We start from the raw sequence: 13,568 nt of genomic DNA, 5'->3' as shown, positions 1-13,568 counted from the left end.
AAGTTTTAAGGTTTGTAATGCAGATTTTGCTCTACGACGAGTGAATGTGGCTTGTAAGAACTTTGTATGAGCTGCAGGACTACAGAAGCTTTCAGATCTGATTTTGGTTTCTCATGTTCGATACTCAAAGGCACTTCAAGCTTTACCACAAAGGGGAGTTGGTTGAGATTTTCCATCATTTCTTGTAGTTTTGTATTACTACTGATAAGGCCTGTGATACGGAAGTTTGTGTAAAGTAATTCATCATGGGATACGCTTGTTTCTAGAGTGATTTTCATATTGAGAAAATATTGCTCTAAATACCTTTGGAGTTCCTCTTGGGTTTGTTGTAATGGTTTGTTGTAATAGAGTTTGTCAAAGATGAATTTGTTTTGGGCTATATAGCTGTTGGTTTGGCTGGAGAGTTTTGTGAGGTCTGCTGCAGTTTGGTTAAAAATCAATTGGGAGTGTTTGTTTTTGCTTAGCTGCAGTTTGTAAGCATGTATTTGGGGTAAGAGAAGCTGGGTGATTGTTGTGGCTACTATAGTGATAAACACAACAAAAAAAGTCGCATTCTTTGTTATGTATTCTGTTTTGTAATCACTCATTAATCTTTGTCCTTGTCTTTTGGTATGAGATAGGGGTTGGTTTTTCTATTGACAGAAATAAAGTGAAACCAACCATTTGATAGCGGGAAAAACTCTACCTTGCTTTCATCAAAACTTGCTTTGAGTGGAGTTTGCAATAAGAAGATATACACTTCTTTGGAAGGTGTGATTCCATGCAGTTCTAAATAGTTGTCCTGTATGATGAGATGTGAGAGCGTGATTTGCGCTGGGATTAAACCAAGCAGTTGCGAAAAACCATCGCGATAGCGCTTGTTGGTGGAATGTGTAGAATCTATCTGTGGAGATTCTATAATCCGTGCTATTTTGCTTTGCTCAAAGTTCAAGCGATTCAAATAATCCTTTGTTGCGATGATGTTTAATTGGAGCTTTGCCGTATCCTGTTCTAAAAGTGTAAGTTCGTTTTGCTTATGGAGGATCTGGACATGAAGCAGGCTGTAAAATCCAGCCATACACAAGACACTCAGTCCAATACAGAGCATCCATATTTTTGTGAGTGTTTTGAAGATGGATTTTGCTTTTGGTCGGATAAAGCTGTATGTAAGATTCATTTGGCTCTCATCCCCATTTTGTTTTCTCTACGCATAAGTTTTACGATAGTTTTTGAGAGTTCTATTGGCTTTATTTCGATATCCAAAAGCAAGCTAGATCTGAGATGTTGGAGTGCCGGCTGTGAGATTCCATAGCAGTCTAAGAGAATCACTTTCTCCAAAAAATCGCTTTTATAAATTTCATTTGAGTAAAACTCATTTATGCAATTTATGATGATATCACTCGTATTATTTGCACGTGCTAGGTCTTTTAACTCTTGTAAATGCGATTGTTTGGCTTCTTGTTCTTTTTGCTCTTGGAATTCTTGGGGAAGCAATTCCTCTGCTAGCACATCTTTGTCAATGTCCTCCAATTCACCGATTTCCTCAAACTCTTGGCTAGGTAAGCCAATGATGTCTTCGATATTTGCCATATCAAAAACTGAATGTATTTCTTGCAAATCATCTTGTGTTTCGTTATCTATATCCAAATCACTACTTAAGAAGAAATAGCCTCCAAAAAGTACATTATTTTTGTCTGCGATAAACAAGCTTACAGTGTTTTGCTGCTGTAATACATAAAGGCAATTGCGCTTGCGCAAGTTTGCAGAGACAAGAGAATAGATAAGCAAAAAAGGCGAAAACAAATAATCAAGCCCAAGTGCCTTAAGATAACGCACGCGATTCTCATCAATAGCGCGTTTTTGGATATAGCAGCTCCAATTATCAAGCTTTATGAACTTATTGTCATTGACACTGATTCCAAACTTTGCTATCTGCTTAGGGTTTTTTGTGCTTACCAAGCCTTGGTTGTAAGTCTTAGAAAGTGCGCCCAGATAAGTAAAGGGATATTTGTTTCTGTAAGTCCGAATCAATTTTGCCGCTTCTATGGGCAATTCATTATTGACACATTTAAATTCTTTGCAAAATTCCTCTTTGATTTTTCCATTTTTATGCACAAGCACATAGACACTGCAATTACGACCATCGACATCTATGCCTATAAAAGCAGTAGAAAAAAAGGGTCGTAGCAAACGCGAGAAACCTAGCAACTTTGTATCCTTGAGCGAGCTTTATGATTGGGGTAGATTGTATCTAAAAATACTTTTTTAAGGCAGAGCCTCATTAGGCTTATGTACCTGCTTTGTCCAAGTTCCAATTCTCAAATGCCTTTTTGACTACTTCTAATACACAATCAATCCCACCAGCAAGACTAAAAAGCCAATATTTATGCGCATAGAGCAAATCAATCTGCTTGGCTTTGAGCGCAATATCATCAGTGCTTATGCGAGTGATAATTTTTGCAATTTCCATTTCTTGATGCACGATATAGCTTTGGATTGCGTCATTAAAGCACATAGTGAATTGTTCGTCATTGAAAAAATCCTTGATTTCTTGGATGTGTTCTAATGCACAAGTGATTTTGCTGAAATCAAATTCTTCTAATAAGCCCTTTTTATTGACTTCTTCTAGCTCTTCTGTGAGCGAAGCCACCTCCAAAAACACTTCCTCAACTTTTGACTTCTTGCTCATACCAAAATCGATAAATTTTTCTATTTTCTTCTTTGCCTTAGCAATGTTGGATTCTATGACGCTAGGGCTTGGGGCATGCAAGATAAGAGGCTCTTTTTTCCCGCCTTTTTCTAGTCCTTGCAATGCCTCTTTGAAACCCATCTCTTTTGTACCAAGAATTCTTACACCACCCTCGGTGGCATTAATCACTTCTATAGGATAGGGCGTTTGGGCAATATCTGTTTGGTAAAACTCCAAAAACAACTTCCATATCGAAGTGCTCTCAACCATCCCCTTGCCACCATAGGCTTCAAGCTGCACTTTGTCTTTTCTTTTTTTTGGATCTATTTCGTTGGCGCCATAGACAGAATCCTTTGCATGTGAGCTGCCATCTTTTGCAAAGCTCAGATCCTGCCCGATGATTATGCAGCGTTTAAATCTCGCATACACGACCATTTCATATGCCATATTTGCTGCACTCATGCCAACGCCAATATATCCATACTCATCAAAACCAAAGTAATAGGTGTAGCCAAATGGGCGCATGTTGTATTGCACTATATCGCCATCAAGTGCATTCCTTAGACGTTCGTGTGTGATTGAAGTGATGGCAAAAATCACATCTTTGTGTGCGGACTTTGGCGTATCTTCATAGAATCTCGCAGTCAAATCCACGCGCTCTAGGCTAAAGACCACATCAGGCTTTATACCCTCTCGCGCTAAGATAGGCAGCGATGCGTCGATGCAAAAAATCGTAACGAAGTCTTGGTATTTCTTAAGCAGACTAAGCTGCTTGCTTAAGCTTGGACCAGTAGAGACAATCACTGCACTTGAACCTTTTGCACCAAGCGCACTCTCAAAATGCTCGGAGCGCTTTACTCGTAGCTCTTGGATAAGGCTTGCTAATGTTGGTGAGCGTAGCATTTGTGGCAGTGTCTGTATGTGGTGGGTTATTCCTATTACAGAATCTTTACTGTCATTGCCCACGGTTATTACCACATGCTCTATTGCATTGATAAAATACCTATTAAACTCCATACAAATATCTTTGAACCGCTCATAAAATCCATTGAATATATGCAAATCATAGAGTTTGGCATATATTTTTTTATGCTTATCGTTGATAAAAATACCAAACACATCTTGTGCATTGCTATCCTTATCCAAAAACACCACGCGCCTTTGCAAAATCTCTTGTGAGAAATCAAGAAAATGCAGCACGATAAAGAGAATCTCAATTTCAGGCTCAATGATTACTGCGCACTTGAGATTCTCATTTTGCAAAAGTACTTTATGGAATACCCCATTACCAAGCCCAAAAAAATACAAATATGGATATTGCGCAAAAGCCATAAAGTCTAGAATTTTTTGGTTTGTATATTGGATTGGAGAATCCGGGAATATAGGGCAAGAATCTACTCTGGAAATGATATTAAAATTGAGTGCATCATTTGTGAGAAATACTTCGTATTTAGCATTTGGCACAACGCTTTCTAGTCGTTGTGCTAGGGTTTTGTCAATAATTTTTAGAGCACAGAGATTGGATTCAAAAAAATCTTGCATTTATAGAGCTTATTGGAGCAAGCGTAAGACATTCTGCTGGACTGCATTAGCTTGTGCCATCGCAAAACTTCCGCTTTGTGCAAGAATGCTATGTTTAGAGAAGGTCGAAGATTCCATAGCAAAATCCACATCGCGAATTTGTGATTCCGCGCTTTTGACATTGACCTGGGTTACAGAGATATTATTGATAGTAGCTATAAGCTGAATCTGCACCGACCCCATATCTGCTCGGAGTTTATCAAGCTGGATTCTTGCAGACTCTGCCATGTCCATAACCACCATTGCACCTCTTAGGCTTGTAACACCTGTGCCTATCCCACCTGCATTAAGTTCAGCCTGAGCCACATTGGCGTTTGCACCAGCAGCTGATGCAATGTTAGCATCCATCTCTCCACGCACAGAGCGTAGATTCACGGTATATTCTGCTATACCTTGTGCGGTATGGAATCCCACATGGCTAAAGTTTGTCCCGCTAATGATAATATCGCGCGCATCAGTTCTTACAAGGGTGAGACGGCCTATGATAGCGTGTGTGCTACCGCTAATCCCAGCGAAGTTCCCACCGCCAAAAACTGCCCCACTTGAGCTGTATGTCTGCAATGAGATAGCTCTACCGTCGGTACTACGCAGATTTACTCTACCTGTGATATCAATATAAGCCTCAGCTCCCGTTCTTTCTTTCACCGAGTTGATAGCATTAATAAGCCTGCCATCCGCATCATTTTTACGCACATCATTAATAGTCCCAATCGTTACGCCATTAATGACCAATCCATGAACCGTTCCAGACTGCACAGGCAAGCTCCCTGTACCAACGACACTCCAGCTAGCGCGTACTCCCAGTTTGTCTGAATATTTGTTGATAACTTCTGAAAGCACTCCAATACCAGTCCCAGCAGAATTTGAAATCTTGACCGTTTCAAGAGTGAAGCTATTTTTGCCATCAACTTCTTTGACATGGAACATAACTTCTGTGAGGTTGCTTGCTGCACCAGAGGCAAGCATTCCGCTAGCAGAAAATGACGCACTTTCCATTCGGATATGACCTATCTTATCAGAGCTTGTAGGACCTACCGAGGCTTTGATAGTCGTGTTGGAGTATGCGCCAATTTGGAATTCTTTATTTGCGAAAGCGCCAGAGAGCATTTGCTGTCCGTTAAAACTTGTGGTATTAGCAATGTTATCTAGCTCTTCTAAGAGACGTAAAATATCGCTTTGGAGTGCTTTGCGAGATTCTGAAGTTTGTCCATCTTGTGCGGCTTGGATAGCTTTTGTCTTGATGGTGTCAATGATTCTGAGCTGCTCATCCATGGCCTTATCAGCCACTTGAATCATACCGATGGCATCATTTGCATTGCGTATAGCCTGCCCTAAACCTTCACTTTGAGAGCGTAGGCCATCAGCTATTGCCATGCCCGAAGCGTCATCAGCCGCCTTATTCAAGCGCAAGCCGGAGCTTAATTTTTCTAGCGAATTATGCAAGCCTCTGTTATTCATCACACCGATTGAATGGGCGTTGAGTGCAGAGATATTGGTATTAATCCTAAAGCTCATGAAATATCCTTTGCCAAGTTTTTGTTGCTTTGGGGCTTTTAAAGCAAAAGACATTCCACAAAAAAAGTGCAGGATAATGCCACAAAGATAATGCCAATAAGTTAAGGACTAGAGCAGAGACAATTTCGAAGAAACACCACAGATTAAGATTGTCCTATGCAAGTTTATGCGCTTTAGTTAGAGCTTTGGAGTCGTTGAAAGTCGTTATTTTCTGTGCTAGAATGAAGCCACAAAGCAAATCCTAGTCTTAGAGTGAAACCCCATGAAAAACCTTATCATTGTAGAATCCCCGGCCAAAGCGCGCACTATTAAAAATTTTCTTGGTAAAGATTATGAAGTCATCGCTTCAAAAGGGCATATCCGCGATTTACCCAAATACACCCTTGGTATTACCATACAAGACCAGCAATTCAAACCAACCTATACGATTGATAAAGACCATAAACAAATCGTCTCAGAGATAAAAAAGCTCGCCAAAAAAGCCAAAACCACTTATATCGCCACCGATGAGGACAGAGAAGGTGAGGCCATAGGCTACCACATCACCCAAACTCTCGATCTCCCTTATGACAGATTCCCACGCATCGTCTTCCATGAGATCACAAAAAATGCCATAGAAAATGCCCTCAAAAATCCACGAATTATTGATATGAATAAAGTCAATGCACAGCAAGCAAGGAGGCTGCTTGATAGAATCGTAGGCTTTAAGCTAAGCAATCTTATATCTTCAAAAATAGCACGTGGCTTAAGTGCAGGGCGTGTGCAAAGTGCTGCTTTAAAGCTAATCATCGATAGAGAAAGAGAAATCCAAGCTTTTAAGAGCATAACCTACTTTCTTATCAATGCGACTTTTGAGGGCAAATCCCACGAGAGCCACGAGAGCCACGAGAGCCACGAGAACATAGAAGCTGAGCTTGTAAGCTATCAAGGTAAGCCTTTAGAGAAACTCTCGCTCCAAGATGAGAATCTCGTCAAGCAGATGACCAAAGAGCTAGCAAGCCAAAGTTATTTTGTCAAAGAAATCAACACAAAGACCAAAAAAACACCAACTCCTCCGCCATTTATGACCTCCACACTCCAGCAAGCCGCCTCCAGCCAGTTAGGATTCACGCCTACAAGGACTATGAGTATTGCACAGAAGTTATACGAAGGAGTGCAGACGCATGATGGAATCATGGGTGTAATCACCTATATGAGAACTGACAGCCTCAATATTGCCAAAGAAGCAAGCTTTGCAGCACGCGAACTTTTAGAATCCACATATGGCAAAGCTTATGTCCCAGCAAAGCCAAAGACCTATGCAAGTAAGTCCAAAGGCGCACAAGAAGCACACGAGGCTATCCGTCCTACAAATCTCTCTTTTACTCCACAAATTGCTAAGTCCTATCTCAAACCAGAGGAGATCAAGCTCTACACACTCATTTATAATAGATTTCTTGCATCACAAAGCACTGATGCGGAGTTTGAACTCCAAAATATTATTTTTGAATCAGATTCCAAAGACTCCCAAAGCTCAGCTTTTAAGGCAAATGGCAGATGTCTTGTCTTTGATGGATTCTATAAAATCTTAGGAGTAGAGGATAAAGATGAGCTTTTGCCAAAGTTTGAGGTCAAGGAGCAGGTGCAAGTAGCCACAATCAATAGTGCTAAGAAGCATACAGAGCCGCCAGCTCGTTATTCTGAAGCAAGCCTGATCAAACATCTCGAATCTCTTGGTATAGGTAGGCCAAGCACCTATGCGCCCACAATAGCACTACTGCTTAATCGCAGCTATCTTATAAGTGAGAAAAAATCCCTCATTCCTCAAGAAAGTGCCTTCAAGGTCATCACAATGCTTGAAACTTCATTCCATGAAATCGTAGAAGCCTCATTCTCTGCTTCACTAGAGGATAAACTCGATTCCATAGCGCAAGAAAAAAGTGATTGGAACAATGTCTTATGGGAGTTTTATGAGCCATTTATGAAAAAGATCGAGGAAGGCAAGCAAAACATCATCTCGCAGAAGCAAGTCGCACTTCCAACAGGCGAGCTATGTCCTAAGTGTAATAGAGATCTTGTCTTGCGTCATGGCAAATTTGGCGAGTTTGTAGCTTGCAGTGGCTATCCTAAGTGCAAATATGTCAAGCCTACCAATCAGAAATCTGAGCCTACAGGCGAGATTTGCGAGAAATGCGGAAAAGACATGGTGAAAAAATTCGCCAAATTTGGCGAGTTTGTAGCTTGCAGTGGCTATCCAGAATGCAAAAATACAAAACCACTCAAAACAAAAGAGATTCAAAAACTAGCAATCCCCTGTCCAGAATGTGGTGGCGATGTACTCAAGCGCTTTTCCAAGCGCGGTGCATTCTATGGCTGTGCAAACTACCCCAAATGCACCTTTATCTCAAAATACCCATTAATCGAAGAAAGATGTGAGAAATGCGGCGGTGTGATGTGTGAGCGAGAATATCGCACCCAAGAAATCTATGAATGTCTCAAATGCAAAAATAAAATCCCAGCCCACAAAGAATAAAATACGTGTTTGTCTATATCTGCAAACGTCTAGCCTTGCTTGTACCCACACTCTTTCTTATTTTGGTACTCAATTTTTTGCTTATACAACTCTCCCCCGGCGGACCTATAGAGCGCACAATAGCCAAACTTGAAAATCTCGACAAACCTACAGAATCCAGCATTGCCCAAAAAAGCTTTTACAAAGGATCCATTGGCCTAGATTCAGAACTCATAGCAAAGATAGAGCAACTCTATGGATTTGATAAGCCCCTAGGCGATCGGTTTTTGAGTATGGTCAAAAATTATTTGTGCTTTGAGTTTGGAGAGAGTTTTTATAGGCAAGAGAGCGTGGTAAATATCATCTTTGAGAAACTTCCTGTAAGTGTAAGTTTGGGCGTTTTTAGTACGCTTATTATCTATCTGGTAAGCATTCCCTTAGGCATCTACAAAGCCAAGAAATACGGCAGTACTTTTGATATTGCCACAAGTTTTCTCATCGTCTTAGTCTATGCTATCCCCGCTTTTGTCTTTGCGATTCTGTTTATCGTGCTTTTTGCTGGGGGGAGTTATCTTGATATTTTTCCATTGCGTGGCTTGGTGAGCGAAAACTTCGCACAAATGGATTTTTTAGAAAAGAGCAAAGATTATCTTTGGCATTTGTGCTTGCCTGTTACCTGCTTGTCGTTAGGGGGGTTTGCCACTCTTAGTATGCTTTCAAAAAACTGCTTTTTAGAAGAAATCAATAAAACCTATGTCCAAACCGCTCGCGCAAAAGGTGCAAGCGAAGATAGGATTTTATACAAGCATATTTTCAGGAATGCCATGCTTTTGATTGTGAGTGGATTCCCGATGGTATTTGTAGGAATGTTTTTTAGCGGTAGCTTGCTTATTGAGATTATCTTTAGCCTCGATGGACTTGGGCTTTTAGGTTATGAGAGTGTGCTAAATCGCGACTATCCCATAATCTTTGCAACCCTCTATATTTTCACATTCCTTGGGCTTGTAGTGGGAATAATCAGCGATGTATTCTATGTGCTTATAGACCCAAGAATTGATTTTGAGAAGCAGTGATGAATCCGGCGAATAAATGGCACAAATTCAAGGCCAACAAAAGAGCCTTTGTATCACTTATTATCTTTGGCTTGTTTTGTATCTTGAGCTTGCTTGCGCCATTTTTGGCTAATGACAAGCCCCTGTTTGTTTCTTGTGCGCACAAGAGCTATTTTCCTCTACTTTTTGATTATCCAGAACGCGAGTTTGGCGGGGATTTTGAAAGTTTTACAAACTATCTTGATCCCTATGTCAAAGATGTGCTTTTAAAAGACTGTGTGGTAGTAAGCGCGCTCATTCCTTATAGCTATGACACTATTGTGTTTGATTTGAGTGAGCCCTTCCCGACATCCCCAGATTCTAAGCATTGGCTTGGCACTGATGATAAGGGACGCGATGTAAGTGCTAGAGTGCTTCATGGCATGCGCATATCTATCGCTTTTGGGATAGCTATCACATTTTTTAGCGTGATTGTTGGCGTCTTGATAGGAGCATTGCAGGGCTATTATGCTGGCAATATCGACCTCTTAGGGCAGAGGGTTATAGAAGTGTGGAATTCTATTCCTATCCTTTTTGTCATCATCATTGTCTCAAATACCCTAAATCCTAGTTTTTGGTGGATTCTCTTAATCGTCCTTGCTTTTTCGTGGATCAGTCTTGCAAGTGTGGTGCGAGCAGAGTTTTTAAAAGCACGCAATCTGGAGTATATAAAGGCCGCCAAGGTGTTTGCTCTTAGCTCTTGGCGCATTATCTATAAACATATCTTGCCAAATGCTATGGTTGCTACGATTACCTACATTCCATTTATTATGGCGGGTGGGATTGTCATGCTTGGCAGTCTTGATTTTCTGGGTTTTGGCATGGATAGCACAAGCGCGAGTTTAGGCGAGCTGCTTTTACAAGGTAAGAACAACCTCACCTCCCCACATCTTGGAATCACCGCATTTGTAGTGCTTTCTGTATTGCTTTCAGTCTTAGTTTTCATAGGGGAGGGGATAAGAGATGTTCTTGATCCAAGACACAAAATCTAGCTATCAGGGGTTGATGCGATGAATACAGCACTTTTGTCTGCAAACTTCAGCTTTTTAGAAAGATTTCTCATCAGATGGGAGACACGATCTCTTGGTGCAAATATTGACAGGCTTATAGCCATTTTGCCTTGCATTATCTATGCTGATAAATTACACCAAGATTTTCTGTTTGCACACTGCAAGAAAGTGCTAGAGGAGTTTTTGAAGCCAAGTACCTACAGCATCCCAAGAATAATGGACAGAATCCTTTTACGCATGCAAGAATTCCGGCAAGACGAAAAACTTTATTTGCAAGACAGAGCCAGAGTGGTTGATATACTCATGCAAGATATGCAGCTTTATGGTGTGATTATCGATATGTATAGCGCACCGCAATTTTTGCATTTACTCAAAGTATTCCAATCCCTCCTACAAGAAAAATACGACAAAGAATACATGCTAGATCCCAGAGGCCGGAGAATCTTGAGTTTTCAGGAAAAATACATCACCTAAAAATCAAGTGTGTAGTTCAGAAGGATTTGTGTGTTATTAAACGCAGCAATCCCAGCGCCAATTCCCTCTTGCATAATGCGCGAGTTTGTCAAGAAATTACTACCCAAAGACAAGCCAAGGTATGAGAAATCAAAATTATCCAAAAACGCCTGTCTTAATATCAGATATATCTTGTGCTGCTTATAGAGCGTGATTGCCACCCCGATATTATTCACCCTATTTCCATAAAAAAGCCAGTCCCCCCAATCATATGCATTTTCTGCATGGTAGATTCCATCATTGTATGGCTTCTTTTTTCCGCCTGTACGATATTGCGTGATCTCAATACTTGTGCCAAAAAAGAGATTGATAGTCGTATGCGTAAAAGGCCGGAATTCATAATACACATTGTATCCCACCCCAGCACGCCAAAGTGCCGCTTCGATCTCATTTTCTTGGAAACTATTTTGGTTGAGTTCAAGTTCAGAATACCCGCTATTAACACTGCCTCTAGTTGTTATGCCAAATCTGGATTCTTTATGTTCTGCTACTTCATGGGTACTAGGATTTTGTAATTCCATTTGTGTGTATGAGCGTTTATCGATAAATCTTTCTTGTAAAAACTCTGGAGCGATTTTTTCAAGTGGAAGGTTGGAGTTTAGAGTATCTGCATACAAGCTCAAATCTACAAAACACGCAAGAAGTAACAAGCAGAATTTTAGGCGCATACAAACCATCATCATCTTATAAACTAAGCAGGGGACAGAATTATACACTGTATAATTTTGCTTAATTCTTAACCCCCCCCCTAAGAGAAAAGAATAAACAAGAAAAGAATAAACATAAGGAGAGAATATGCACGAGCTACAAATAGGCGATATTGCGCCAAACTTTTCTGCGCCAAACTGCGATGGGATAGAAATAAGCCTCAATGATTTTTTAGGAAAAACCATTCTTTTGTACTTCTACCCTAAAGACAATACGCCAGGCTGCACAATCCAAGCCAAAGACTTCAGCTTACTCAAAGAGGACTTTGAAGCTCTAGGCTGTGTCATCTTAGGTATCAGCCCCGATACTCCCAAAAGCCACAAAAGCTTTATCTGCAAGCAAGATCTTTCAATCACTCTGCTAAGCGACCCTGATAAGAAAATCGCCACAAGCTATGGCGCATATGGCAAGAAGCTTCTGTATGGCAAAGAAGTAATGGGAATCAAACGCTCAAGCTTTCTCATCGATGCAAATGCCAAGATAGCCAAGACTTACTACAACGTCAAAGCCAAAGACCACGCCCAAAAGGTGCTACAAGACTTACGGGCAAAAACAAGCCAAGCCCAAGCCCAAGCCAAATCCAAAGTTTAGAGAGACAATGCGCTTTATAGATTCTTATTTCTACAACCCATCTTTTTGGCAAAAGCTTTTAAGCATACTGCTTTTGCCACTCTCTGTACTCTATGCCTTAAGTGCTACACTGCGCAGGAAGCTATCGCCTCACCACATATTTAGCATACCTATCATAAGCGTTGGTAACCTCATACTTGGCGGCACAGGCAAGACGCCCTTTATCATCGAAGTCGCAAGCAGATACCAGAAGGCTTTCATCATCTCAAGAGGCTACAAGCGCAAGAGCAAAGGACTCGTTGTAGTGAGCTTACACGGAGAGATTCTATGCTTACAGCAAGAAGCTGGCGATGAAGCCTATTTGATTGCTAAAAGTCTGCCAAACGCAAGCGTGATAGTGTCCAAAAACCGCCTAGAAGCCGTGCATAAAGCCATCAGTCTAGGCGCAAGCTGCATTTTCTTAGACGATGGATTCCGCTTTAACTTTCAGAAGCTCAATCTCATTCTCAAACCCAAGCTTGAGCCATATTTTCCCTTCACCCTGCCCAGCGGTATGTACCGTGAGATGCCCTATTTATACAAGAGTGCAGATTTGCTCATACAAGAGCAGCAAGAATATGTGCGCGAAGTATTTGTAGAAAACCCCACTTCTGCTATGCTGCTTCTGACAGCCATAGCCAACCCTGCAAGACTTGATGACTTCCTTCCAGAATCTATAGTAGGCAAGATATTGCTAAGAGACCATGCAGACTTTGACAAAGAGTTTTTAGCTCAAGAGATAAGACGTACCCAAGCCACAAGCCTTCTTGTAACCCCAAAAGATGAAGTCAAGCTCCAAGGCCTAGGTTTTAAACTAAGTGTATTGCGATTAAGACTGAAGATAAAAGATGAAGTACTAGAGCGTATAGATTCTTATATAGCCAAACATACTTAGTCAAATATACTCAGCCAAACATACTCCACCAAGAGAAGCAATCCACCACATCTAAGCATTATGATTCCAAAAAGAGCGATAAATCCAACTAGCACACAGATTTCGCCAAAGCCTGCTCTAAAAGGTTTTATTAATTTGTCAAAGATAAGTTTGGATCAAGAAAGTACCAAGTGTTAAGAATGAGAGATTCTTAGCTTAGTCTAAAGTCTGCTGCAAGAGATTTTGTATAGGAAGCTTTGCATCTGGTTCTACCAAGCGCTCGCCAACTTCTTTTCCATTCTTATAAGCAATCAACGTAGGAATAGCCCGAATGCCTAAAGATTCTCTAATCTCAGAGTCTGCAGAGACTTTATAGATATGAGCCCGACCCTCAAATTCCCTTCCAAGCTCAGATAAGATAGGATCAATCCTACGACAATCCGGACACCAAGACGCACCAACAACGATCATACAAGATTCTTGTTTGCTAACTTCCTCATATTTTTTG

Annotated in this window: 13 protein-coding genes; 6 read left to right on the top strand and 7 right to left on the bottom strand. The window is 40.9% G+C overall.

The window, feature by feature from the left end; translation table 11 throughout:
• Nucleotides 1–5 precede the first annotated feature (5 nt).
• The 5 genes from CCY97_RS05590 to CCY97_RS05570 form a co-directional block, all read right to left on the bottom strand.
• Entirely contained in the window at nt 6–587 is a 582-nt protein-coding gene (locus CCY97_RS05590) for a hypothetical protein (RefSeq protein ID WP_112064504.1), read from the bottom strand.
• Nucleotides 587–1,156 (bottom strand): hypothetical protein, encoded by a 570-nt coding sequence (locus tag CCY97_RS05585; protein ID WP_112064503.1) that lies wholly within the window; start codon nt 1,154–1,156, stop codon nt 587–589. Before CCY97_RS05585 ends, CCY97_RS05590 begins: the two co-directional genes overlap by 1 nt.
• A complete protein-coding gene (locus CCY97_RS05580; protein WP_112064502.1) occupies nt 1,153–2,187 on the bottom strand; it encodes a hypothetical protein in 1,035 nt (344 codons plus the stop codon). Before CCY97_RS05580 ends, CCY97_RS05585 begins: the two co-directional genes overlap by 4 nt.
• A 79-nt stretch (nt 2,188–2,266) precedes the next feature.
• Nucleotides 2,267–4,210 carry a motility associated factor glycosyltransferase family protein gene (locus tag CCY97_RS05575; RefSeq protein WP_112064501.1) on the bottom strand — a complete coding sequence of 648 codons (1,944 nt, stop codon included), beginning with the start codon at nt 4,208–4,210 and terminating at the stop codon, nt 2,267–2,269.
• A 9-nt stretch (nt 4,211–4,219) separates the two neighbouring features.
• A complete protein-coding gene (locus CCY97_RS05570; RefSeq protein ID WP_112064500.1) occupies nt 4,220–5,764 on the bottom strand; it encodes a flagellin B in 1,545 nt (514 codons plus the stop codon).
• 262 nt (nt 5,765–6,026) lie between these two features.
• Here CCY97_RS05570 and topA point away from each other — a divergent pair, with 262 nt between their 5' ends.
• The 4 genes from topA to CCY97_RS05550 are packed head-to-tail and all read left to right on the top strand — an operon-like array spanning nt 6,027 to nt 10,830.
• Nucleotides 6,027–8,276 (top strand): type I DNA topoisomerase, encoded by a 2,250-nt coding sequence (gene topA, locus CCY97_RS05565; protein ID WP_112064499.1) that lies wholly within the window; start codon nt 6,027–6,029, stop codon nt 8,274–8,276.
• A 5-nt stretch (nt 8,277–8,281) separates the two neighbouring features.
• Nucleotides 8,282–9,328 (top strand): microcin C ABC transporter permease YejB, encoded by a 1,047-nt coding sequence (yejB, locus tag CCY97_RS05560; protein WP_112064498.1) that lies wholly within the window; start codon nt 8,282–8,284, stop codon nt 9,326–9,328.
• Entirely contained in the window at nt 9,328–10,338 is a 1,011-nt protein-coding gene (locus tag CCY97_RS05555) for an ABC transporter permease (RefSeq protein WP_112064497.1), read from the top strand. Before yejB ends, CCY97_RS05555 begins: the two co-directional genes overlap by 1 nt.
• Nucleotides 10,339–10,356: 18 nt before the next feature.
• Entirely contained in the window at nt 10,357–10,830 is a 474-nt protein-coding gene (locus tag CCY97_RS05550) for a hypothetical protein (protein WP_112064496.1), read from the top strand.
• Here the strand turns inward: CCY97_RS05550 and CCY97_RS05545 are convergent.
• Nucleotides 10,827–11,585, bottom strand: coding sequence for a hypothetical protein (locus tag CCY97_RS05545; RefSeq protein ID WP_146744510.1), 759 nt, complete (start codon nt 11,583–11,585; stop codon nt 10,827–10,829). The two genes, CCY97_RS05550 and CCY97_RS05545, sit on opposite strands and share 4 nt — an antisense overlap.
• Nucleotides 11,586–11,664: 79 nt before the next feature.
• Between CCY97_RS05545 and bcp the strand changes: the two genes are divergently transcribed.
• Entirely contained in the window at nt 11,665–12,168 is a 504-nt protein-coding gene (gene bcp, locus CCY97_RS05540; RefSeq protein WP_112064494.1) for a thioredoxin-dependent thiol peroxidase, read from the top strand.
• 7 nt (nt 12,169–12,175) lie between these two features.
• On the top strand, nt 12,176–13,081 hold the full coding sequence (locus CCY97_RS05535; RefSeq protein WP_112064493.1) for a tetraacyldisaccharide 4'-kinase: 906 nt from the start codon (nt 12,176–12,178) through the stop codon (nt 13,079–13,081).
• Nucleotides 13,082–13,276: 195 nt separating this feature from the next.
• Here the strand turns inward: CCY97_RS05535 and CCY97_RS05530 are convergent, their stop codons facing one another.
• Nucleotides 13,277–13,531: a thioredoxin family protein gene (locus CCY97_RS05530; protein ID WP_258457047.1), complete on the bottom strand. Its 255-nt coding sequence runs from the start codon at nt 13,529–13,531 to the stop codon at nt 13,277–13,279.
• Nucleotides 13,532–13,568 lie beyond the last annotated feature (37 nt).

The sequence above is a fragment of the Helicobacter sp. 10-6591 genome, assembly GCF_003288805.1.
In the GTDB taxonomy this organism is placed as follows: Bacteria; Campylobacterota; Campylobacteria; order Campylobacterales; family Helicobacteraceae; genus Helicobacter_F.
Note: the sequence above shows the minus strand (reverse complement) of the source record. Positions and strands in the feature narration are given on the sequence as shown.

What these genes read in the sequence shown, in the direction of transcription:
- CCY97_RS05555 (WP_112064497.1), top strand. Translation starts at nt 9,328, where the DNA reads ATGAATCCGGCGAATAAATGGCACAAATTCAAGGCCAACAAAAGAGCC.
- CCY97_RS05530 (WP_258457047.1), bottom strand. Translation starts at nt 13,531, where the DNA reads ATGATCGTTGTTGGTGCGTCTTGGTGTCCGGATTGTCGTAGGATTGAT.
- CCY97_RS05570 (WP_112064500.1), bottom strand. Translation starts at nt 5,764, where the DNA reads ATGAGCTTTAGGATTAATACCAATATCTCTGCACTCAACGCCCATTCA.
- CCY97_RS05590 (WP_112064504.1), bottom strand. Translation starts at nt 587, where the DNA reads ATGAGTGATTACAAAACAGAATACATAACAAAGAATGCGACTTTTTTT.
- topA (WP_112064499.1), top strand. Translation starts at nt 6,027, where the DNA reads ATGAAAAACCTTATCATTGTAGAATCCCCGGCCAAAGCGCGCACTATT.
- CCY97_RS05535 (WP_112064493.1), top strand. Translation starts at nt 12,176, where the DNA reads ATGCGCTTTATAGATTCTTATTTCTACAACCCATCTTTTTGGCAAAAG.
- CCY97_RS05575 (WP_112064501.1), bottom strand. Translation starts at nt 4,210, where the DNA reads ATGCAAGATTTTTTTGAATCCAATCTCTGTGCTCTAAAAATTATTGAC.
- CCY97_RS05585 (WP_112064503.1), bottom strand. Translation starts at nt 1,156, where the DNA reads ATGAATCTTACATACAGCTTTATCCGACCAAAAGCAAAATCCATCTTC.
- CCY97_RS05550 (WP_112064496.1), top strand. Translation starts at nt 10,357, where the DNA reads ATGAATACAGCACTTTTGTCTGCAAACTTCAGCTTTTTAGAAAGATTT.
- bcp (WP_112064494.1), top strand. Translation starts at nt 11,665, where the DNA reads ATGCACGAGCTACAAATAGGCGATATTGCGCCAAACTTTTCTGCGCCA.